Origin of the sequence: Clostridium sp. YIM B02555 (assembly GCF_022320955.1) — a bacterium.
GTDB lineage: Bacteria > Bacillota > Clostridia > Clostridiales > Clostridiaceae > Clostridium > Clostridium saccharoperbutylacetonicum.
Genome location: NZ_JAKJJY010000001.1, coordinates 48,360 through 71,178 on the forward strand (window position 1 = coordinate 48,360; position 22,819 = coordinate 71,178).

Genomic DNA, 22,819 nt, shown 5'->3' on the forward strand with positions numbered 1-22,819 from the left:
ATAAATTTACTTTAGGAACATGCAGAAATGGGTGCAACCTTCCACTTAGAACCTTCCAGCGAAAATTTCACTAGTCCTGTGGAAGATAAATGTATCTGATTTAGTAATTGCTGCATAATTCTAATTCTCGCTTTGGATATCTATAAGATAAATTTCAAAAATAAGTTTGTACTATTTGCTATTATTATTTCATTAACTTAACAAGTACAGCTTTTTGTGCATGTAATCTATTTTCAGATTCGTCAAAAATAGAATCTGCATGTTCTTCTAAAACCTCAGCTGTAATTTCTTCACCTCTATGGGCTGGTAGGCAATGGAGTACCATTACGTTACTGTCGGCTACTGCTAATAATTCTTTATTAATTTGGAACCCTTTAAAAGCTTTAGCTCTTTCTTCAATTTCCTTTTCATGTCCCATGCTAGCCCAAACATCTGTGATTAATACATCAGCATCTTTGGCTGCTTCTAGAGGAGAGGAAGTATTTATAAAAGTAACTCCTTCTTTTAAAGCAAGTTCCTTAGCCCTATTTAAATATGTTTCGGAGACTGTATAAGCTTCAGGAGAGGCGATTGAAAAATTCATTCCAATTTTTAAACAGCCAATCATTAAAGAGTTTGCCATGTTATTACCATCACCAATATAGGCAACCTTTAAGCCCTCTAGGATATTTTTATTTTCTCTTATTGTCATCAAATCAGCCAATACTTGACATGGATGTTCAGCATCAGTTAAACCATTGATGATTGGAATTGATGAATATTTGGCCAATTTTTCAGCTTTTTCATGGGAGAAAGTTCTTATCATTATACCTTGAATGAACCTTGAAAGCACTCGTGCAGTATCTTCAATAGGTTCGCCACGTCCAATTTGTAAATCTTTATCAGTTAAAAATAACGAATTTCCACCTAATTGATACATACCAACTTCAAAAGATACTCTAGTTCTAGTAGATGCTTTTTCGAATATCATTCCTAAGCTTTTTCCCTTTAAGTGAGGATGATCTATACCATGCTTTTGCTCATACTTTAATTGATCAGCTAAGTTTAGAATATCTAAAATTTCTTCTTTAGATAGATCATCTATTTTTAATAAATCTCTTTTCATATAAATGCCTCCGAACAATAAACTAACTTTCTAAGTTAGATAAAATTTCTAATATTATATCAATACCAGCTTTTAATTCTTTTTTAGTGATTACAAGTGGTGGAAGAAGTCTTACTGCATCTTTTCCAGCTGTTAAAACTAAAAGACCTTTTTTAATAGCTTCTTTTTGAACTAATGCAGGTTCACATTTTACCTTTATTCCAATCATTAATCCAAAACCACGAACTGCTTCAATTTGAGGATTATTGGCTTCTTCTATAATTTCCTTTACATAAGCGCCTCTTTTAGCTATTTTTTCTAAATACTTTTCATTGCAAATTTCATCTAAAACAACTAATGCACCAGCACAAGCTACAGGATTTGCACCAAAAGTTGATCCGTGATCACCTGGTTTAAATACGTCTGCAACTTTAGTTGAACAAAGAATTCCACCAATAGGAAGCCCTGCTCCAAGTCCTTTAGCAACGGTAACTATGTCAGCTTCGACACTAAAATTATTATAACCAAACATTTTACCAGTTCTTCCTATACCACATTGAACTTCATCAAAGATTACAAGAACGTCTTTTTCCTTGCAAATCTCAACTAATTCTTGAACAAAATCCTTATCTAAAGGAATAACTCCGCCTTCTCCTTGAATAGCTTCAAGCATTATTGCACAAACATCGTCTGAAAGTTTATCTTTGAAATCTTGGATGTCATTTGCTTTTACGTAATCAAAACCTTCAGTAAAAGGGAAGAAGTACTTATGAAACTTTTCCTGTCCAGTTGCTTTTAAGGTTGTGATAGTTCTACCATGGAAAGATTGAATTAAGGTAAGAACTTTGCTTCTATTAGCACCATATTTATCATAACTATATTTTCTTGCTAACTTAATAGCACCTTCATTAGCTTCGGCACCAGAGTTTGCAAAAAATACTTTGCTCATGTTAGCTTTATCTGTTAATTCTTGTGCAAGTTTAACACTTGGCTCTGTGTAAAATATATTTGAGGCATGAGCAAGGGTTTTTAATTGTTTACTTGTAGTTTTAACCCATTTTTCATGGCCATAGCCTAAGCTGCTAACACCAATTCCACTAGTGAAATCTAAATATTTATTGTTATTTGTATCATAAAGATAAACACCTTCGCCATGACTTATTACAGGCTCTAATCTTCCGTAACTATTTACAATATGTTCTTTTGCTTCATTGAAATTATATGACATAAAAACACCCCTTTTGTTCAGTTATGAGTTATGAGTTAAGAGTTATGAGTTAACAGTTGTCAGTTCAGGTATGCACCTATAAAGAGAGCAGCTATGCTGCAATACGGAACTTAAAATAGTTAATAGTTAACAGTTTTTGAGAAAATTCTTAATTAAAAGTGAAATTAGGAAATTCTTTTGAATTACAACTATCAGCCATTTTAGTAGATTATTGTTCCGATGCCTTCTGGTGAGAATAATTCTAGAAGGAGAGAGTGAGGTACCCGGCCATCAAGAATAGTTGCTTTTTCAACGCCCATTCTAATTGCCTCAACACAACAATCAATTTTAGGAATCATCCCGCCTTTAATTACACCTTCTAGGCATAATTTAGGTATTTGGTGAAGTCTTAATGTGCTGATTAGAGAAGAAATATCTTTTGGATCTTTCATTACTCCAGGTACGTCAGTAAGAAGTATTAATCTTTCAGCTTTCAAAGCAGATGCAATTTTTGCTGCACAAGTATCAGCATTTATATTGTAGGCCTTGTTATCAGTTTCGCCTAAAGCTACACTACCAACAACAGGTATATATCCCGAGTTTATAGTAGTTTTAAGGATTTCTGTATTAACTTGGGTTATTTCACCAACATAACCTAAATCATTATCAGACTCCATTTTTTTAGCTTTTATAAGAGAGCCATCCATTCCACATAAACCAATAGCTTTCCCACCGAACTTTCCTATTAAAGAAACTAAGTCTTTATTAACTTTTCCACCTAAGACCATTTGAACTACTTCAATAGTAGTATCATCAGTATATCTTAAGCCATTAATAAATTCACTTTTGTGATTTAATCTATTTAATAAATCTGAGATATCAGGTCCTCCACCGTGTACAACAACTGGTTGAATTCCAACACATTTCATTAATATGATGTCATTTATTACGGTTTCACGAAGTTCTTCGCTTATCATTGCATTTCCACCATATTTTACAACGATTGTTTTTCCATAGTATTGCTGAATATAAGGCAAAGCTTTAACTAATATCTCAGCTCTTTCAGTATGATCCAATTTAAATCCCCCAATCTTGGTTCAGTTAAGAGTCATGAGTTTTGAGTTATGAGTTTGGGAGAAATTCCGAAGGAATTTCATCAATAAACTCATAACTGTTAACTCCTAACTGCACTAGCTTCTGTAGTCTCCATTTATTTTTACATATTCATAACTTAAATCACAACCCCAAACGTAAGCGCTATGATTACCTAAAAATAAATTGACTTTTATAACAATTTCTTTTTCGTTTAAGACTTTTTTTGCTATGTCTTCATCAAAAGGTAGAGAACTTCCTGCTTCGCAAACTTTTATAGTTCCAGCAGAGCTTTCAAAAGTAACATCTACTTTTTCTGTATCAAAATCAATGTCTGCATAGCCAAGTGCACATAAAATTCTTCCCCAATTTGCATCGCTTCCAAACATTGCTGTTTTAACTAAACTTGAGTTAATAACGCTTTTTCCTAAAACAACTGCATCCTTTTCACTTTTTGCGCCTAAGATTTGACATTCTAATAATTTAGTAGCACCTTCTCCATCTTTAGCAATATTTTTAGCCATAATTGTACTTAAGTCAGTAAGTGCATTTAAGAAGGCATCATAATTTTCATCCTTTGCAGTTATAGTTGGATTTTCAGCTGAGCCATTAGCTAATATTAATACCATATCATTAGTGCTTGTATCTCCATCAACGCTTACTCTATTGTAAGTCACATTAACTGTTGCTTTTAAGGCTTCATGCAATAATTCTGGAGAAATAGATAAATCAGTAGTAATGAAAGAAAGCATTGTTCCCATGTTGGGTTCAATCATTCCAGAACCCTTTGCCATTGCCCCAATTGTTATTTTTTTATCTCCAATATAAAATTCCAAAGCTAATTGTTTTTGGAAAGTATCAGTAGTCATAATAGCTTCTGATGCATCGTTAGAGCCTTCCATTGATAAATTTTCCGTAAGTAGTGGAATGCCATTTTTTATAGCATCTATATTTAATGGAACCCCAATTACCCCAGTAGATGCAACTAAAACATCATCAGTTTTTAATTTTAATTCCTTCGCTTGCAGTGAAGCCATTTTTTTAGCTTTTTGTAATCCATCATCACCAGTACAAGTATTTGCATTACCACTATTTATTATTATTGCTTGTGATTTCTTGTTAGTTAAATGCTCTTTTGTAATATAAATTGGAGCACCTTTAACTTTATTTTTAGTATACATCCCAGCAGCAGCTGCTGGCACTTCGGAATAAATTAAAGCCAAATCTTTTTTTAGACTACCTGGCTTTAAGCCACAATGTATTCCAGAAGCTAAGAATCCTTTAGGAGCAGTAACTCCACCATTTATATATGTTATATCCAAATTTATAACCCCCTCTAAATCAATTTGTAGTTATAGTTAAAAGGCTGGAGCTATGAGATTTAAGCCATCTGTTTCTTCAAACCCAAGAATTATATTCATGTTTTGAATTGCTTGTCCGGCAGCTCCTTTAACCATGTTATCTATTGTACTTACAACAATTATTTGATCTTTTCTGTGATTTAAATGTAGTGATATATGACAATCATTTGTTAATCGTACATTTTTTATTGAAGCGATTTCCCCAAGTGGTAAAACATTAACAAAAGGTTCATCTTTATAAGCAGCTACATATAGTTTATGAATTTCGTCAAGATTAACAGTATCTTTAGTAGAGCAGTAGATGGTAGAAAGAATACCCCTGTTAATTGGAAGTAAGTGAGGTGTAAAAGTCACATTTACTTTTTCCTTTGCCATAGCAGATAAAGTTTCTTCAATTTCAGGAGTATGTCTATGAGCTCCAACTTTATAAGGTGCAAAGGTCTCATTTTCTTCTGGGAAATGAGTATTTAAGGTTAAACCTCTTCCAGCACCAGTAGTTCCAGATTTAGAATCACAAATGATATTATCTAATTTTATTAAAGAATTTTTAAGCAGTGGCATTAATCCAAGTTCAATAGTTGTTGGATAACAGCCAGGGTTAGCAATTAAAGAACATTCTTTAATTTTTGCTCTATTTAATTCTGGAAGACCATAAATACTGTTTGCATGAATTTCTGGCTGAGTGAATTTTTTACCATACCATAGCTCATATTCTTCTTCGTTAGATAATCTAAAATCAGCACCCATATCAATACAAATCTTATTGCTGTCAATTGCTTTTTTGGCAATATCCTCACTTAAGCCATGAGGTAAAGCTGTGAAAATTACATCAGATTTTTTTATAACATCTTCTGCAGTTTCACAAACTAAATTTGTTTTATTTAAAAAGTTTTTATATACATTACTAATCTCTTGTCCTTCAAAGGAAACTGAGCTTAAAGCAGCAATTTCAACTTTAGGATGAGATAGTAATAATCTTAAAAGTTCGGCGCCAACATATCCTGTAGCACCAATAATTCCGATCTTAGTCATATATTTAACCCCCGTTTGTTCAGTTTACAGTTAACAATTTACAGTTCACAGTTGAGTAGTGAAGCTGGTTGTAGGCTGTTGGTATTTCTGAATTTATTAATATTATTGCTTTTATTGTTTGTAGTTTGTTGCTTATTACTAATAATTACAGTTAACAGCTATGGAAAAAGCTATAGAAACAAGCATCTTTCCTTAACTGTTAACCGCTGAGTTTTTTTACAATAAATAATTGTTTTCTGAGTTATCTGTTGATCAATAAATTATAATTAATTGTTCTCTGTTCATAAATAAAAAATAATTAATTCATAATTAAGCATTGATCATTGCTTTTGTTGTTTCGATAAAAGTTTCAAGTGCTGTGATTTGCATTTTAACTGATTCTGTAGAAGGTCCACCGATAACTTTACGTTCTTCTACACAAGTTAATAAATCTATAGCATGATAAATATCTTCTTCGAAAATAGGAGAGAAGACTTTAAGTTCTTCGAGAGATAATTCTTCAATCATTTTATTTTCTTTTATGCAGGTTAGAACTATTTCTCCAACTACTTCATGTGCATTTCTAAATGCCATTCCTTTTTTAACTAGGTAATCAGCTACATCTGTAGCGTTTGTAAAGCCAAGGCCTGCACCTTTTCTCATGTTTTCTTTCTTTACCTTCATAGTTTTAATCATTCCACAGAAAGTTTTAAGTGAAAGAGTAACAGTATCTATTCCATCGAAAAGAGCTTCTTTATCTTCTTGCATATCTTTATTATAAGCAAGAGGGATTCCTTTCATTACAGTAAGTAATGTCATAAGGTCCCCGTAAACTCTTCCAGTTTTACCTCTAACTAATTCAGCCACATCAGGATTTTTCTTTTGTGGCATAATGCTGCTACCAGTACTGTAAGCATCATCAAGTTCAACAAAACTAAACTCATTTGTGCACCAAAGAATAACTTCTTCTGAAAATCTTGATAAATGCATCATTATCATTGAAAGACACGAAAGTGTTTCAATAACGTAATCTCTATCAGAAACAGAATCTAAACTGTTTAAGGTAACCTTTGAAAAACCAAGATCACGGGCTACAGCTTCTCTATCTATTGGGTAAGTAGAAGTAGCTAAGGCTCCAGAGCCTAGAGGCATTTCATCAACACGTTTATAACAGTCGGATAATCTTCCTATATCTCTTTTAAACATTTCAGCATAAGCTAAAAGATGATGAGCAAAGGTAATTGGCTGAGCCTTTTGCATATGCGTATATCCAGGCATTATTGTATCTATATTTTCTTTAGCTTTTTCTAGAAGAACTTCTTCTAAAGCTAATATATCCTCATTTATTCCTACAATTGCTTTCTTTAAATGTAATCTTAAATCTAAGGTAACTTGGTCATTTCTGCTTCTTCCAGTGTGAAGCATTTTTCCATATTCTCCAATGTAATAGGTTAAAGTACCTTCAATGAAACTATGAATATCCTCTGAAGTTTCATCCACTTCAATAACTCCATTTTCCATTCTCTTTAGTATTTCAAGAAGGCCAGAAGTAATTCTATCACTAGCCTCCTTGGAAATTATGTTTTGGTTTCCAAGCATTGATGCATGAGCGAGACTTCCTTCGATATCTTCTTTAAACATTCTTGAATCTACATTAATAGAAGAATTGAAATCATTAACTAATTTATCTGTACCTTTTTTAAATCGTCCGCCCCAAAGCTTCATTATATCTCCTCTTTCTTTATTTTTTCTTTCATTTTAGCATTTACCACTGTTGGTAGACCAAATAGATTTATGAATCCAGCTGAATCTTTTTGATCATATACGCCATCTTCTCCAAAAGTTGCATATTCTTCGCTATATAATGAGTAAGGAGAAGTCATACCAGCATTTACAAGGTTTCCTTTATACAATTTTAATTTGATTTCTCCTGTAACTGTTTCTTGAGTCTTTTTAACAAATTCATATAATGCTTCTCTAAGTGGAGTAAACCATTGGCCATTATAAACTAAATCAGCAAATTTTAATGCTATTTGTTCTTTATAATGAGCTGTTTCTTTATCTAAGCAAAGTTCTTCTAAATCTTTATGAGCCTTGTAAAGAATAGTTCCACCTGGAGTTTCGTATACTCCTCTTGATTTCATACCAACAAGTCTGTTTTCTACCATGTCAGTAATACCAATAGCGTTTTCTCCGCCTATTTTATTTAATTCATCTAATAATTCAACGCTGTTCATCTTTTTGCCATTTAAAGCAACTGCAATACCTTTTTCAAAAGTTAATGTAATATAAGTAGCTTCATTTGGTGCAGCTTCTAAAGTCTTACAAAGTTCTAAAATCTTATCATATTGAGGCTCATTTTCAGGAAATTCTAAATCTAAACCTTCATGACTTAAATGCCAGATGTTTTTATCTTTGCTGTAGTTTGTTTCACGATTGATTTTTAATGGAATATTTTTTGCTTCTGCATAATCTATTTCATCTTCTCTTGATTTGATGTCCCAAATTCTCCATGGAGCAATTATTGCCATTTCAGGTGCAAAAGCTTTAACAGCCATTTCAAATCTTACTTGGTCATTTCCTTTACCAGTACATCCGTGACAAATTGCATCTGCGCCTTCTTTTTTAGCTATTTCAACTAATCTTTTTCCGATCAATGGTCTTGCAAAGGATGTACCAAGAAGATATTTACCTTCGTAGATAGCACCAGCTTGAATAGTAGGGAAGATATAATCATCAACAAATTCTTGAGTTAAATCTTCTATATATAATTTTGATGCTCCTGTTTTTATTGCTTTTTCTTCTAAACCATCTAGTTCATCTTTTTGACCAACATTACCACATACAGCAATTACTTCACATCCGTAATTCTCCTTAAGCCATGGAATAATGATTGATGTATCTAAACCTCCTGAATATGCTAATACTACTTTGTTATACTTTGCCATTTAATAGCCCTCCTCAATGATAAAATGTATTTAATTCATTCATATACTTAATAATGGAAGATATATAAAAGAAATTTCTAACTTGTCTCTGTTTATAATTATACAATTGTAATGAATAATAATCAAGGGAAAAATATAATATTATTCATGAAATTTTAAATAATATACAGAAAAAGAATAGAAAGGATGCATAAAACTATGATTTTATGCATGAAAAATTATTATGTATAACTATGCAAGTGATATGCATAATTATATAAAAAGGACAAGCAAAGTGAATTATTAATTTAAAGAATATTTTCCAGACTTGGTATTTGCAATTTCTTTAGATGCTCTGTATTGTGTTTGAGTAAATGTAAAGAGGCGTGAGCCTCAATTTCATCGCCATGAACTAGGTATGTAGATAATTTTACTGCTTCATTTAATAAATTATCGAACTCTTGATGGCTAAGATAAATAGATGTTAATAGATTTTTTTCTCCGATTAGATTTAATAATTGAAGAGATTTATCATAGGCTTCTTCATATTCTCCAGCTGTAATTTCTAATTCTATATTTTCAGTTTCAAGTTTTATATCATCACATAAAGCAAGAATGGAGCTATTTAAAATGTATACACAAAACATGGTGAATATAAATATAAGTATTGACAATAATGCATTCCTCATTTCATATACTCCTTTTCATATTTATCAAAAAGCTGATATTTGAATTTACCTTCAGTATCATATAAGGCTATAAGAACATGTTTTATTGATGAAATATTATGTTTTTCAAGTAAATTTAGTATCCATTTTTCATCTTTATCCATACAAGTTAAGGAGTTTTTATTTATTTTGCCATCGGAAATTAATACTTTAGGCAATTTAGCTTCAGTATTTTTTGAAGTATTTTCAGAGTTTGAAATTGTTTTTTTAGTAGAATTATAATTCATCGGTAGTATAGATATCTGACCATCATTTTCTAAAATTGCATATTGAATTTCATCAAGATTAAAATAATTTGCAAGACGTAACTCTTCTAATAATTCATCAATATTTAATTGTTGCTTTTTTAGGGTTGAATAATTTATTTTGCCTTTATTGATTAATATGCAGGGTTCGCCATCTACAAATTTTCTAGTGGATTGAAATTTTAATACAATTTGAGTTAATATTGTTTTTAAAAATAATAAAGTTATTATTGGAATAATTCCTAATAGCAAAGGAAGCCTTGTATCCTGCATTGGTAAGGAGGCTAAATCAGAAATCATAATAGTTATTACAAATTCATAGGGTTGGAGTTCGCCGATTTGCCTTTTTCCCATTAATCTCATTGTAAGAACAACTAATAGATATAAAATTGCAGTTCTAATTGATATTACAAACATAAAAAAACACCTCTCCAAATAATATCTACAAAAATAAAATTTATATTCATTTGTATTTGGTGTTTTATTCTGTATTCAAAAAATTCGTTTATCTTTTGTAGAAAAAATGTATATAATATAATTGGAGTATTTTATTAAATTTGAAGAAATTAAATTAATTGAGTATATATTTAGAAATAATGGGTGATTCGGTAAATACTTTTAGTGAAGGTTGATTTCAGAGGATTACTTAATATTATTGGAAAGAAAGGGCAATTTATATGGAGAATAAAAATGGGTTGAATTTTAAAGATTATACTATCAAGGCTGAAAAAGGATTAACATTTTATGAATTGATAATTAGTAATTGTAAAGATAGAATTGATGAAGTTGCAATATGCAAATTAAATGGGAAGTATCATGAATTAACTGAAATAATAGAAGACGATGGAGAAGTTGAACTTATTGGGTTTGATACAGAACTTGGCATTAAGATTTATACTAGAACCTTACAATTTATCTTTATAAAAGCAGCTTTGGATTTATTTCCAGATTCAAAGATAACAATACAACATTCTATAAGTGGTGCGGTATATGGGGAAGTAAATAAAGAGACACCTTTGAGTAAGGGCGATATTGATAAGATTAAAGTAAAAATGCAGGAGCTTATAAGCAGAAATGTACCAATAAAGAGTATTAGGACATCAAAAGAAGAGGCTATTAAAATATTTGAAAAATATAATATGTATGATAAAGTTAAGCTTTTAAAATATTACAATATAAAATATGTTCATTTATATGAACTTGAAGGCAGATATGATTATTTTTATGGACATATGGGGTATTCTACAAGTATAATTAAACTTTTTGATGTATTTAAGTATGAATCAGGTTTTATATTGCAAAGGCCAAAGAGAAGAAATCTAAGTGAACTTGCTGAATTTGTAGAACAAAAAAGTCTTACTAAAATTTTTATTGAAACTGAGAGATGGCTTAACATACTTGGAATTGAAGATGTGGGAAGTTTAAATGAAAGAATACTTAATAATGAATTGATAAATATAATTATGGTTTCAGAGGGACTTCATGAAAAGAAAATTGCGAATATTGCCGATGAAATTTTAAATAGAAAAGATGTTAAGATTATTCTTATAGCAGGTCCATCTTCTTCTGGCAAAACTACTTTTGCCAATAGATTGAGTGTACAACTTAGGGTTAATGGATTAATTCCTATGCCATTATCTTTAGATAATTATTTTGTAAATCGTGTCGATACTCCTAAGGATGAAAATGGCGAATATGATTTTGAAACAATTGATGCATTGGATTTGAAATTATTAAACGAGAATTTAGAAGCCTTAATGAGTGGAGAAGAAGTGGAACTTCCGATTTATAATTTTAAAAAAGGAGAAAAGGAATGGAATGGTTATAAAGTTAAGCTACCTAAAAATGGAGTTTTGCTTTTAGAAGGGATTCATGGTTTGAATCCAAAATTGATTTCTAATAGACTAAATAGCAATGTGTTTAAAATATATATATCAGCATTAACTCAATTAAATATTGATAATCACAATAGAATTTCTACAACAGATGTTAGAAAAGTAAGAAGAATTGTAAGAGATTCCTTATCAAGGGGCTATGATGCAGAATCAACTTTAAAAATGTGGGATTCAATTAAAAGAGGGGAAAGAAAAAATATATTTGTTTATCAAGAAGAAGCAGATGTTGCATTTAATTCAACTTTAGTTTATGAACTTGGAGTGTTGAAACCATATGCTTTAAAGGAACTAAATAAAATAACTGAAGAAAGTCCAGTATATTCTGAAGCAATAAGATTAAAAGCGTTTTTGAGTTTCTTTAATGAAATTGATATAGAGGAAGTGCCTAAAAATTCTTTGTTAAGAGAATTTATTGGAGGATCTATTTTCTATGAATATTAAGAAATATGAACTTGTTATGTAATTAACAATTAATAGTTATATAAGCAACAATAAAAAATAATTTTAATAATTTTTTGTATATTTGAAAAGAGTTTAGGGGGCTACGAATTAGTATTCATTGAATTTAAATCGTTATATAATTAACTAAACTTGACACTTAAAAATAAATATGTGATACTAAAATTGTTAAGAAAACAATTACATTTGGAAGCTGACGCAAATCAAAATAAATGTAGGCTATAGAGAATGAGAGAATACAGCCACATAAAACTAAATTTACTTAGAACTAAGTAAATTAACTTATATTTTAAGGTATATTTAAATGTATATTTTATTAAAGTATGAGTATGTTTTATGTGGCTATTGTTGTGGAAAAAATTAAGGAATACACTGATAGTTCTGCCTTAGTTTTTACAAATAAAAAAGCATTTATATTGATAATTAAAGGGTATTTTGTTTTCTTTAAATATGGCAAGGAGGCGGGGAGGTACAAGTTAAGCAAAAAAGTTCTTTAAGAAAGGGTAAAGTGGATTGGGGCACAGTAATGTTAGAGAAAGTCAGATATACTGAATAAATTATAAAATGGCTTAATCTAATGCTTGAAAATAATTAATACAAAAAAATAATACTGTGTAGTTCGAAAGGGGAAAAATAATATGACAATTTTTTTAGCAGAATTAGTAGGTACTTTATTACTTATCTTGTTGGGAGATGGCGTTGTTGCAAATGTGGTATTAAAGAATTCAAAAGGATACGGTTCAGGATGGATGGTAATAACAACAGGATGGGCATTTGCAGTAGCAGTTCCAGCATTGATTTTTGGAAGCTATAGTGGTGCACATTTTAATCCAGCACTTACAATTGCACTTGCTACAATAGGAAAAGTGGCTTGGGCTCAAGTTCCTATCTATTTAGCAGGACAATTTATTGGTGGCTTTTTAGGAGCTGTGCTAGTATTTATTTTTAATTATGATCATTTTAAATGTACTGATAGTCAAGGCGATAAACTTGCCGTATTTTGTACTGGACCAGCTATAAGAAATACAGGAATTAATTTTATATGTGAAGTTATAGGAACATTTGTATTAGTATTTGGGATTTTAGGAATTGGTGCACAAAACTTAACTAATGGAATAGGAACATTGTTTGTAGGATTCCTTATTTGGGCAATTGGTTTAAGTTTAGGAGGAACAACAGGATATGCAATAAATCCAGCTAGAGATTTAGCGCCAAGAATTGCACATGCAGTATTACCTATACCAGGAAAAGGAGATTCAGACTGGGGATATTCATGGATTCCAGTAATTGCTCCAATAATAGGTGCTGTTTTAGGTGCAGTATGTTATACAATGATTATGTAATTTATAAAGCTCATAGTTTTAATAATTAAGTAAAAGATAAATGTATGATAAAAGCTCTATATTTTAGAAAAAATATTCTAAATGTTATATCTTGATAGATAAAAAAATTAAGTGTTTACTAGATTTTATAATATTTAGGAGTTAAGTTTGACACTAGATAATAATTATGTAATACTAAAATGTAAAGAAAACAATTACATAGGAGTACGTATGAATATTAAAGACTTGTTAGAAAAAAATCCGGTTATAGCAGCAGTAAAAAATGAAGAACAATTAGAATTAGCAGTAAATTCAGAGGCTGAAATTATATTTGTTTTATTTGGAGATGTAATGAATGTGAAAGAGATAAGTAATGTTATAGCATCTAAGAATAAAATAGGAATAATTCATATAGATTTGGTTGAAGGATTTACTAATAAAGAAGTAGTAATAAGATATATAAAAGAAGAAACAAAATTTAGTGGAATAATTAGCACAAAACCACAAGTGGTAAAACTAGCTAAAAAATACAATTTATTAGGAGTTCAAAGAGTGTTTGTCTTTGATACACTATCGCTAAATAATGTTAAAAATCATATGATTTCTGAATGTGATGCAGTAGAAGTATTACCAGGAATAATTCCTAAAGTGCTTGGTATTATTGCAGATCATTGTAATAAGCCAGTTGTAGCTGGAGGATTAATTGAAACTAAAGAAGAGGTAATACAAGCTTTAAATTCAGGAGCTACCTGTGTATCTACAACTAAAAAGGAAATTTGGGAAATGTAGGCTATAGAGAATTAGAGAATAGAGCCACATAAAACTAAATTTATTTAGAAAACAGTTTGTTTAACTAAGTGAATTTTAAATTTGTACATGGTAATTGATGAAAAATATACTATTACTATTGTATGGGTGAAGGTTTTATGTGGCTATAATTTTGGAAATTTATAATTTGAAAAATATATTAAGTAGAAAGAAGGGCATTTTAATGAAAAAATATGTTATAGCACTAGATCAAGGAACTACAAGTTCAAGAGCAATAGTTTTTGATAAAGATCAAAATATATTAGGAGTAAGTCAAAAGGAATTCACTCAAATTTATCCTAAACAAGGTTGGGTAGAACACAATCCGTTAGAAATATGGGCAAGCCAATATGGCGTATTGCAAGAAGTTATGGCTAAAACAAGTGTTAATCAAGATGAAATAGCAGCAATAGGAATTACAAATCAAAGAGAAACAACAATAGTTTGGGATAGAAATACTGGGGAACCTGTATATAATGCAATAGTATGGCAATGTAGAAGAACTGCTGCTATAGTAGAAGAACTTAAAAAGGACGAAGAATTCAATACTTATGTAAAAGAAAATACAGGATTATTATTAGATGCATATTTTTCAGGAACTAAGATTAAATGGATTTTAGATAATGTAGAAGGTGCTAGAGAAAGAGCAGAAAAAGGTGAATTGTTATTTGGTACAGTTGATACTTGGCTTGTTTGGAAGCTTACAAATGGTAAAGTTCATGTAACTGATTATACAAATGCATCTAGAACAATGCTTTATAATATAAAAGAATTAAAATGGGACGAAAAAATATTAGAAAAGCTTAATATTCCAAAATCAATGTTACCAGAAGTTAAGAACTCTTCAGAAGTTTATGGATATACAAATCTTGGTGGAACAGGTGGAGTTAGAGTTCCTATAGCTGGTATGGCAGGAGATCAACAATGTGCTCTATTTGGACAAACTTGTTTTGAAGAAGGAAGCGTTAAAAATACCTATGGAACAGGTTGCTTCTTACTTATGAACACAGGAGAAAAGATGATCCAAAGTAAAAATGGCTTAGTAACTACTATTGCAATTGGTTTAGATGGAAAGGTTCAATATGCGTTAGAAGGTTCAGTATTTGTTGGGGGAGCTGTTATCCAATGGATTAGAGATGAACTTAGATTAGTTAACGATGCAGCAGATACAGAATACTTTGCTCAAAAGGTAGAAGATAATGGGGGAGTATATGTTGTTCCAGCCTTTACTGGACTTGGTGCTCCGTATTGGGATATGTATGCAAGAGGCGCTATTTTAGGATTAACAAGAGGAGCTAATAGAAATCATATAATTAGAGCAGCTCTTGAATCTATTGCATATCAATCAAGAGATCTTATAGATGCAATGCAGGAAGATTCAGGATGTAAGCTTACAAGACTTAAAGTTGATGGAGGCGCTAGTAGAAATAATTTATTAATGCAATTCCAAGCAGATATTACAGGGGCAGAAGTTGTAAGACCTATAATAACTGAAACAACAGCTCTTGGGGCAGCATATTTAGCAGGTCTTGCAGTAGGTTTCTGGGAATCAAAAGAAGAGATTGCTGAAAAATGGGCAGTAAGCCAAGCTTATACTCCAAATTTAGAAGAAGAGAAAAAAGAAAAATTATATAAAGGTTGGAAGAAGGCTGTTAAGAGAGCTGAAGGCTGGGAAGAAGAATAGGCTGTTTACAGTGCACAATTTACAGTTGAGGGGATCCTTGCGGATTCCTTACTCATTTATTAATTTATGAAGTGAATTGCGCAGCTGGTAAAAAGAGAATTGTATAATAAGCTTTGTTGAAAATTGTTTATTTAAGTCTAGAAAAGTTTATTAGGACTAGACAGGTATACAATTACATGATATAATTTGAATGTAAATTGAATATAAATGCTTAGAGAATTTAGAGTCAAGCATAAAAACATCGGTGATTTTTTCGCCCGTTTTTAGCTTGGCTTTTTTTAATGCCAAGAAAAAGTAAAATATAAATTTAAAGACATTCCGCAGGAAAAGTAAATGTCCAAAAAGTAAGTGTTGAAAAAGTGAATGTCCAAATTTTACATTTGGAAACATGAACTTTCTCATTTGGAGCTTTTACATTTGGAAACACGAACTTTCTCCTTGGATCTGTCATCCAAAAAAACTGTTAACTGTAAATTGCCCACAGGGTACCCTAAAGGGCATAAACTGTTAACTGAATACAAGGGGGATATAATATGTATGATGTAGCAATAATTGGAGCAGGAGTTCTTGGAAACTCGATATTTAGAGAATTAACTAAATATAATTTAAAGGTGGTTGTTTTAGAAAAAGAAAACGACGTTTCAATGGGAACAAGTAAAGCAAATTCAGCAATAGTACATGCTGGATATGATCCTAAAGAAGGTACTTTGATGGCAAAGTACAATGTAGCTGGAAATGAAATGTTTGAAGATTTATGTAAAGAATTGAGTGTACCATTTAAAAGAAATGGATCGTTAATTTTAGCTTTTGATGAAGAAGATATGCAAACTGTTAAAGAACTTTATGAAAATGGATGTAAGATAGGTGTAAAAGGCTTAAAAATATTAAGCAAAGCTGAAGTTTTAGAAATGGAACCAAATCTTAATGAAGAAATTAAAGGAGCATTATATGCACCAACTGGTGGTATAGTTGGACCTTTTGAATATACAATTGCACTAGCTGAAAATGCAGTTCAAAATGGTGGAGAAATCAAATTGAAAAAAGAAGTTGTTTCAATAGAAAAAGGTGACACTTTTAGGATTGCAACTCAAGATGGGGAAGTTATTGAAGCAAAATATGTTATAAATGCTGCTGGACTTTATGCAGATAAAATTCATAATTTAATTTGTAAAGAAAGCTTTAAGATAATTCCAAGAAGTGGTGAATACTTCATAATGGACAAGAGTCAGGGAAATGTAGTTAGTCATACAATATTCCAATGTCCATCAAAACTAGGAAAAGGTGTTTTAGTAACGCCAACAGTACACGGAAATTTATTAATTGGACCAGATGCTAGAGATATAGACGATAAAGAAGATTTAGGAACTGTTGGAGAAGGTTTAGATTCAATAAGAGAAACTTCAATGCGTACAACTACGAAAGTTAATTTTAGAGAAAGTATAAGAAATTTTGCTGGTCTTCGTGCAAATCCAGATACAGGGGATTTTATAGTTGAAGAAAATGATGGAGTTAAAGGCTTTATTGATGTAGCAGGAATGAAGTCGCCAGGTCTTTCATCAGCACCAGCTATAGCTTTAGGCGTAGTGGATATATTAGAAAAAGCAGGTTGTAAATTAGAAAAGAAAGAAAACTTCATAGCAAATAGAGAACAAGTTCATTTTATGGAATTACCAGCACAAGAAAAGGCTGAGTTAATCAAGAAAAATCCACAATACGGAAGAATGATCTGTAGATGTGAAAGTATAACAGAAGGTGAAATTGTAGATGCAATAAAGAGAAGTTTTGGAGTCCTTTCTTTAGATGGTATAAAGAGAAGATGCAGACCTGGAATGGGAAGATGCCAAGGTGGCTTCTGTGGACCAAGAGTTCAAGAAATAATTGCAAGAGAGTATAAGGTTTCACTAGAAAGTGTTGTCTTAGAAAAAGATAATTCTTATATTTTATTAGGAAAAACTAAGTAGAAGGGCGAGGTATAGTATTATGAGTTATGAATTAATTGTAGTAGGTGGAGGACCAGCAGGCCTTGCCGCAGCATATGAGGCATATAATAATGGAATAAAAAAGATATTAATTTTAGAAAGAGATAATGAATTAGGTGGAATATTAAATCAATGTATTCATAATGGATTTGGACTTCATACATTTAAAGAAGAACTTACAGGCCCAGAATATGCAAGCAGATTTATTGATATGGTGAAAGATACGGACATAGAAGTTAAGTTAAATACTATGGTTTTAGAAATATCTAAAGATAAAAAAGTTTATGCTATAAATTCAGAAGAAGGATATATGGAGCTTGAAGCTAAAGCTGTAATTCTTTCAATGGGATGCAGGGAAAGAACTAGAGGAGCTATAAATATACCAGGAGATAGACCAGCAGGTGTATTTAGTGCAGGTGCAGCTCAAAGATATATTAATGTAGAAGGATATATGCCAGGGAAAGAAGTTGTTATTTTAGGATCAGGAGACATTGGTCTTATAATGGCAAGAAGAATGACTCTTGAAGGAGCAAAGGTTAAAGCAGTTGTTGAACTATGTCCATATTCTAATGGTTTAAATAGAAATATAGTTCAATGTTTAAATGATTATGATATTCCATTATACTTATCACATACAGTTACAGATATTGTAGGAAAAGATAGAGTTGAAAAAGTTGTAATAGCAAAAGTAGGGGAAGATAGAAAACCTATTAAGGGAACTGAAATAGAATTTGAGGCAGATACCTTGCTATTATCAGTTGGATTGATTCCTGAAAATGATATATCCTTTAATGCAGGTATTGAACCAGATAGAAGAACAAATGGTTTGATGGTTAGTGAAAGTATGGAAACATCTGTAGATGGAATTTTTGCATGTGGTAATGTTGTTCATGTTCATGATTTAGTTGATTTTGTAACAGAAGAATCAAAGCGTACAGGTATTTCAGCAGCTAGATATATTAAAAATGAACTTAAAAAAGATAAATATGTAAATATAAAAAATGGACAAAATGTTAATTACACAGTTCCACAAAGATTAAATAAAGAAGATGTTCAAGACAAATTAACTATATTTATGAGAGTAAATAACATATATCACGATAAGGCTTTAGTAGTTAGAAGTGGTGATGAAGTTGTAGCTAGATTTAAGAGAGCTCATTTAGCACCATCAGAAATGGAAAAAGTAGTTTTGAGTAAGGTATTATTAGATAAAATTAATAATGATATTACAATATCATTAGAGGACGGTGAATAGAATGGAAAGAGAATTAATATGCATAAGCTGCCCAAAGGGGTGTCATTTAAAAGTTGATGAAGAGAAATTAACAGTCAGCGGAAATAGCTGTCCTAAAGGAGCAGAATACGGAATTAATGAAGTAACAAATCCAGTTAGAATAGTAACCTCAACAGTTAAGGTTAGTGGAGGAGAAGTGCCTGTTGTTCCAGTAAAAACTGAAAAGGCAATACCAAAAGGACTTATTATGAAGTGTATGGAGGAAATTAACAATATTACTATAAAAGCGCCTGTTATGATAGGAGATATAGTAGTTAATAATATACTTGAAACTGGTGTTAATGTTGTTGCAACAAAAAATGTATATAAATAATTGAAATAATATTATGAGATGTGCTAGGTCTATAAATAAATTAATAGACCTAGCTTTTTATTATTGTTCAGCTAATATATAATAGAAGTAGGTTTAATGTTGTTTTGTGAATAGTAAATTAATATTCGAGATTAAAGATGCATTTATGGAGAGTTTTATGAGTAAATTTATATCAATTCAAATGCCAATAATTAATTCTAAATTTATTTCAAACAATTTAAATTATGAGGAAATAAGTCCAAGTGTAGAAATGGGTGATACTATAGCCTGTTATTACAGATTTTTTTCGAAAAACAGTGTAAATGGTAGTTATACCATGCCCATGATTCCTGATGGATGTATAAATATTGTAATAGACTTAAATCAAGATGAAATAGAAAAAAGCATATCCATAATTGGACCAATTACAAGTTGTGCTAATTATGAAGTGACTGGTAACGTAAATTTATTAGGAATAAGAATATTACCAGGTAAATTTACTAGTTTAACAAATGTTCCAATGAAATCGATTGTTAATAAACAACTTTTGCTGAAGGATGTAATTAATGACTTTTATAAGCATATACCTAAAGGTTATCAAGAAATTAATGAAAACATGTTAATTTCATCTATAAATGATTATAGTATAGAGTTTTTAGCAAATTCAACAGCATGTAAAAATGAAACTATAATAGGAAGTGCAACAAAATACATTTATGATAAGAAGGGACAAGTATCCATAGAGGAATTAGCAAAAGCAATTAATTATAGTTCTAGGAACTTGGGCAGAATATCTGACAGCTCAATTGGTCTGAATCTAAAATTATTTTGTAGAATAGTTAGATTGCAAAATACACTTTATTTCATAAAAAATAATGCTAACTTAGATTTGAAACGTGTTGCACTAGAGAATGGATATTATGATCAATCGCATTTAGCAAAAGAATTTAAATTTTTTTGTGGTGTATCGCCAACTGTATTTATATAAACCATGCTAAGTAATAATAATTAAATGTATGGAAGTTTGAACTTAACATTTTATTTGCATAACTTGTCTGATTTTTACAAGACTTTTAATATAAAGTCCTGTATAATAAATGAAATTAAATATTATTATGGGAGGTATAGGATATGTTGTTAAAAAATATGATATGTGAAATAAAAAAAGAAAAGCTTAGAAAACAAAAAGAACAAAGAACAAAAAAGATAATTGGAATCACTGCATCACTAGCAGTAACTGCAATAAGTGGTGTTATTGGAGGTTTGATGATGGCTCCTAAGTCTGGTAAGGAGCTTAGAGAAGATATAGCTAAAACAGCGAATGACGCTAACGAAAATCTAAAAAAAGATATAGAAGCTACAAAAGAAAAGCTATCTAGTGGTGTAAATGAAACAAGAAATAAAATTAATAGCTACCTAGCAGCAAAAAAAGAAAAGAACGATATTTTATCTGAGGAAAATGAAGAATTAGAAGATAAAGCTATAGAAACAGAAGTAGTTGAAGAAAAAATAGTAGAATAGAAATAGTGGTGGGTTATATGTATATTGAGGTTTCAACTTTATGTTATGGTATTTTGATGATATTAGCAGTAGTTACTCTTGTTTATTTAATACTTTGCTTGAGCAAATTAAATTCATTACTAAAACAAATATCTGTATTTTGGAATGAAAATTCTGGAAAGATTTCAGAGGCGGCAAAATCTATGCCGGTTATAGCAAATAATGCAGTTGAAGTAAGTGAAAATTTAAAGACAACAAGTGATGTAATCATTGAAGCCACTTCTACAGCTATTGATACAAAAGAAGATATATCTAATTATCTTGAAACAATTAAAGATATTTTGAAAATTGTAAAAAGTGTATGGATTAAATAATAGTTTACATAAATTAAGCATATTGATGAAAATAACAAGTCTAGAGTGTAGCAGCAGATAGGCTTGTTATTTTTTTTATACACTTAACTTTAAATAGAGTTTAGTTGATAGCGTAAATTTATCTCGAGTAAATTGTGAATAAAATAACTATTATGGAAATCTTAAGATAATTGTGATAATATTATCTTAATGAAATTGGTCTGACCAAATTGTAAGTATTAAAAAGGAGAAGATATTATGGCAACAATAAAAATACCCTATAATAAAAGATTTCTAGAAGCAAGTATTTCTGATAAGAATCTTGAGGCTGTGCTTGAATCTAAAGCACATAATTACAAATCAGAATTAACTCAAGAAGAAATTGTTGAAAAAGCCTTGGATAATCCTATTGAAAGTAAGAGTTTAGAAGAATTAGTAAGAGGAAAAGGGAACATGGTTATTATAACAAGTGACCATACAAGACCTGTGCCAAGTAAGATAACGTTACCAATACTTCTTAGAAGAATTAGAAAGGTAAATCCAGATATAGATATAAAGATTCTTATAGCAACAGGGTTTCATAGACCAACAACTAGAGAAGAAATGATTGATAAATTTGGAGAAGAAATAGTGAAGAATGAACAGATAATTAATCATTATTCGCAAAGACAAGAGGATCAAGTTTTAGCAGGTATTCTTCCATCTGGTGGTGAATTATGGATAAATAAGTTGGCGGCTGATACTGAGTTGCTAATATCTGAAGGGTTTATAGAACCACATTTTTTTGCGGGATTTTCTGGAGGCAGAAAAAGTGTTCTTCCTGGAATTGCAAGTGCCAAAACTATAATGTGGAATCATAATTCAGAATTTATAGGAAGCAGTAATGCAAGAACAGGAAAATTGGGTAAAAATCCTATACATGAGGATATGGTTTTTGCAGCTGAAAAAGCTAAGCTAGCATTCATATTAAATGTTGTTATAGACAAGGATAAAAAGATTATACATGCAGTTAGTGGACATAGTAAGCTTGCACATGAAGAAGGGTGTAAATTTGTTTCAGAACTTTCAAGTATAGATAGCGTTAAAGGAGATATAGTAATTAGCTCTAATGGCGGATATCCTCTTGATCAAAATATTTATCAATCAGTTAAAGGAATGACAGCTGCTGAAGCTTGTTGCAAAGAGGGATCAGTAATAATAATGGTATCAGCCTGCAATGATGGACATGGAGGAGAATCCTTCTACAGAAACATGGCAGAAGCTGAAAGTCCAGCGGCAGTACTCGATAAAGTACTCCAAGTTTCAAAAGACAAAACAGAACCAGATCAATGGGAATTTCAGATTTTAGCAAGAATATTAAGCAAAAATAAAGTTATCATGGTAACTGATATGTGTGACCCTGAAATAATTAGAAATATGCATATGGACCATGCATATACTTTTGAAGAAGCTTTAAAAAAAGCTTATGAATTAAAGGGGGAAACTGCAAAAGTTGTAGTTATTCCTGATGGAGTTTCTGTAGTAGTTAAATAATTGATTTAACATTAAAAAATGGGATTGTCATTAGCGTGACAATCCC

At 30.8% G+C, this 22,819-nt stretch carries 20 protein-coding genes; 11 read left to right on the forward strand and 9 right to left on the reverse strand.

Annotated features, from left to right (window positions below; translation table 11 throughout):
* Nucleotides 1–184: 184 nt before the first annotated feature.
* The 9 genes from argF to L3B98_RS00325 form a co-directional block, all read right to left on the reverse strand.
* A complete protein-coding gene (gene argF, locus L3B98_RS00285) occupies nt 185–1,105 on the reverse strand; it encodes an ornithine carbamoyltransferase (RefSeq protein ID WP_238915114.1) in 921 nt (306 codons plus the stop codon).
* 22 nt (nt 1,106–1,127) lie between these two features.
* Entirely contained in the window at nt 1,128–2,312 is a 1,185-nt protein-coding gene (locus L3B98_RS00290) for an aspartate aminotransferase family protein (protein ID WP_238915115.1), read from the reverse strand.
* A gap of 200 nt (nt 2,313–2,512) precedes the next feature.
* Nucleotides 2,513–3,367, reverse strand: a complete 855-nt coding sequence (gene argB / locus L3B98_RS00295) for an acetylglutamate kinase (RefSeq protein ID WP_077360600.1) — start codon at nt 3,365–3,367, stop codon at nt 2,513–2,515.
* Nucleotides 3,368–3,481: 114 nt separating this feature from the next.
* Complete coding sequence (gene argJ / locus L3B98_RS00300) at nt 3,482–4,705, reverse strand: bifunctional glutamate N-acetyltransferase/amino-acid acetyltransferase ArgJ (RefSeq protein ID WP_238915116.1); 1,224 nt, start codon at nt 4,703–4,705, stop codon at nt 3,482–3,484.
* Nucleotides 4,706–4,741: 36 nt separating this feature from the next.
* The gene (gene argC / locus L3B98_RS00305; RefSeq protein ID WP_238915117.1) at nt 4,742–5,776 is read right to left on the reverse strand and encodes an N-acetyl-gamma-glutamyl-phosphate reductase; all 1,035 of its coding nucleotides are present in this window, start codon (nt 5,774–5,776) and stop codon (nt 4,742–4,744) included.
* 309 nt (nt 5,777–6,085) lie between these two features.
* Nucleotides 6,086–7,480, reverse strand: coding sequence for an argininosuccinate lyase (argH, locus tag L3B98_RS00310; protein ID WP_238915118.1), 1,395 nt, complete (start codon nt 7,478–7,480; stop codon nt 6,086–6,088).
* Nucleotides 7,480–8,703 (reverse strand): argininosuccinate synthase, encoded by a 1,224-nt coding sequence (locus tag L3B98_RS00315; protein ID WP_015390904.1) that lies wholly within the window; start codon nt 8,701–8,703, stop codon nt 7,480–7,482. The genes argH and L3B98_RS00315 overlap by 1 nt, the downstream gene beginning before the upstream one ends.
* Nucleotides 8,704–8,990: 287 nt before the next feature.
* Nucleotides 8,991–9,371 carry a DUF4363 family protein gene (locus L3B98_RS00320; RefSeq protein ID WP_015390905.1) on the reverse strand — a complete coding sequence of 127 codons (381 nt, stop codon included), beginning with the start codon at nt 9,369–9,371 and terminating at the stop codon, nt 8,991–8,993.
* Entirely contained in the window at nt 9,368–10,072 is a 705-nt protein-coding gene (locus L3B98_RS00325) for a DUF421 domain-containing protein (RefSeq protein WP_015390906.1), read from the reverse strand. Before L3B98_RS00325 ends, L3B98_RS00320 begins: the two co-directional genes overlap by 4 nt.
* Nucleotides 10,073–10,332: 260 nt before the next feature.
* On the opposite strand from L3B98_RS00325, the gene L3B98_RS00330 reads away from it, so the two are divergent.
* The 11 genes from L3B98_RS00330 (at nt 10,333) to larA (ending at nt 22,773) form a co-directional block, all read left to right on the forward strand.
* On the forward strand, nt 10,333–11,991 hold the full coding sequence (locus L3B98_RS00330) for a nucleoside kinase (RefSeq protein WP_238915119.1): 1,659 nt from the start codon (nt 10,333–10,335) through the stop codon (nt 11,989–11,991).
* A gap of 656 nt (nt 11,992–12,647) precedes the next feature.
* Nucleotides 12,648–13,352 carry an MIP/aquaporin family protein gene (locus L3B98_RS00335; RefSeq protein WP_238915120.1) on the forward strand — a complete coding sequence of 235 codons (705 nt, stop codon included), beginning with the start codon at nt 12,648–12,650 and terminating at the stop codon, nt 13,350–13,352.
* A gap of 210 nt (nt 13,353–13,562) precedes the next feature.
* Nucleotides 13,563–14,120, forward strand: coding sequence for a glycerol-3-phosphate responsive antiterminator (locus tag L3B98_RS00340; RefSeq protein WP_017810819.1), 558 nt, complete (start codon nt 13,563–13,565; stop codon nt 14,118–14,120).
* Nucleotides 14,121–14,322: 202 nt separating this feature from the next.
* Nucleotides 14,323–15,822, forward strand: coding sequence for a glycerol kinase GlpK (gene glpK / locus L3B98_RS00345; protein ID WP_015390910.1), 1,500 nt, complete (start codon nt 14,323–14,325; stop codon nt 15,820–15,822).
* A 533-nt stretch (nt 15,823–16,355) separates the two neighbouring features.
* A complete protein-coding gene (locus tag L3B98_RS00350) occupies nt 16,356–17,783 on the forward strand; it encodes an NAD(P)/FAD-dependent oxidoreductase (protein WP_238915121.1) in 1,428 nt (475 codons plus the stop codon).
* 19 nt (nt 17,784–17,802) lie between these two features.
* Nucleotides 17,803–19,056 carry an FAD-dependent oxidoreductase gene (locus L3B98_RS00355; protein ID WP_015390912.1) on the forward strand — a complete coding sequence of 418 codons (1,254 nt, stop codon included), beginning with the start codon at nt 17,803–17,805 and terminating at the stop codon, nt 19,054–19,056.
* Between the two features lies 1 nt (nt 19,057).
* Nucleotides 19,058–19,408 carry a DUF1667 domain-containing protein gene (locus L3B98_RS00360; RefSeq protein WP_015390913.1) on the forward strand — a complete coding sequence of 117 codons (351 nt, stop codon included), beginning with the start codon at nt 19,058–19,060 and terminating at the stop codon, nt 19,406–19,408.
* 157 nt (nt 19,409–19,565) lie between these two features.
* On the forward strand, nt 19,566–20,375 hold the full coding sequence (locus tag L3B98_RS00365) for a helix-turn-helix domain-containing protein (RefSeq protein ID WP_238915122.1): 810 nt from the start codon (nt 19,566–19,568) through the stop codon (nt 20,373–20,375).
* 143 nt (nt 20,376–20,518) lie between these two features.
* Entirely contained in the window at nt 20,519–20,908 is a 390-nt protein-coding gene (locus L3B98_RS00370) for a YtxH domain-containing protein (RefSeq protein ID WP_238915123.1), read from the forward strand.
* 17 nt (nt 20,909–20,925) lie between these two features.
* Nucleotides 20,926–21,261: a hypothetical protein gene (locus L3B98_RS00375; protein ID WP_238915124.1), complete on the forward strand. Its 336-nt coding sequence runs from the start codon at nt 20,926–20,928 to the stop codon at nt 21,259–21,261.
* 237 nt (nt 21,262–21,498) lie between these two features.
* The gene (larA, locus tag L3B98_RS00380; protein WP_238915125.1) at nt 21,499–22,773 is read left to right on the forward strand and encodes a nickel-dependent lactate racemase; all 1,275 of its coding nucleotides are present in this window, start codon (nt 21,499–21,501) and stop codon (nt 22,771–22,773) included.
* Nucleotides 22,774–22,819 lie beyond the last annotated feature (46 nt).

Bases quoted from the DNA above. Each gene is read 5' to 3' on its own strand.
- argH (WP_238915118.1), bottom strand. From the start codon at position 7,480: ATGAAGCTTTGGGGCGGACGATTTAAAAAAGGTACAGATAAATTAGTT.
- L3B98_RS00360 (WP_015390913.1), top strand. From the start codon at position 19,058: ATGGAAAGAGAATTAATATGCATAAGCTGCCCAAAGGGGTGTCATTTA.
- L3B98_RS00330 (WP_238915119.1), top strand. From the start codon at position 10,333: ATGGAGAATAAAAATGGGTTGAATTTTAAAGATTATACTATCAAGGCT.
- larA (WP_238915125.1), top strand. From the start codon at position 21,499: ATGGCAACAATAAAAATACCCTATAATAAAAGATTTCTAGAAGCAAGT.
- glpK (WP_015390910.1), top strand. From the start codon at position 14,323: ATGAAAAAATATGTTATAGCACTAGATCAAGGAACTACAAGTTCAAGA.
- L3B98_RS00365 (WP_238915122.1), top strand. From the start codon at position 19,566: ATGAGTAAATTTATATCAATTCAAATGCCAATAATTAATTCTAAATTT.
- L3B98_RS00315 (WP_015390904.1), bottom strand. From the start codon at position 8,703: ATGGCAAAGTATAACAAAGTAGTATTAGCATATTCAGGAGGTTTAGAT.
- argC (WP_238915117.1), bottom strand. From the start codon at position 5,776: ATGACTAAGATCGGAATTATTGGTGCTACAGGATATGTTGGCGCCGAA.
- L3B98_RS00370 (WP_238915123.1), top strand. From the start codon at position 20,519: ATGTTGTTAAAAAATATGATATGTGAAATAAAAAAAGAAAAGCTTAGA.
- L3B98_RS00340 (WP_017810819.1), top strand. From the start codon at position 13,563: ATGAATATTAAAGACTTGTTAGAAAAAAATCCGGTTATAGCAGCAGTA.
- L3B98_RS00320 (WP_015390905.1), bottom strand. From the start codon at position 9,371: ATGAGGAATGCATTATTGTCAATACTTATATTTATATTCACCATGTTT.
- L3B98_RS00325 (WP_015390906.1), bottom strand. From the start codon at position 10,072: ATGTTTGTAATATCAATTAGAACTGCAATTTTATATCTATTAGTTGTT.
- L3B98_RS00335 (WP_238915120.1), top strand. From the start codon at position 12,648: ATGACAATTTTTTTAGCAGAATTAGTAGGTACTTTATTACTTATCTTG.
- L3B98_RS00350 (WP_238915121.1), top strand. From the start codon at position 16,356: ATGTATGATGTAGCAATAATTGGAGCAGGAGTTCTTGGAAACTCGATA.
- L3B98_RS00375 (WP_238915124.1), top strand. From the start codon at position 20,926: ATGTATATTGAGGTTTCAACTTTATGTTATGGTATTTTGATGATATTA.
- L3B98_RS00290 (WP_238915115.1), bottom strand. From the start codon at position 2,312: ATGTCATATAATTTCAATGAAGCAAAAGAACATATTGTAAATAGTTAC.
- L3B98_RS00355 (WP_015390912.1), top strand. From the start codon at position 17,803: ATGAGTTATGAATTAATTGTAGTAGGTGGAGGACCAGCAGGCCTTGCC.
- argF (WP_238915114.1), bottom strand. From the start codon at position 1,105: ATGAAAAGAGATTTATTAAAAATAGATGATCTATCTAAAGAAGAAATT.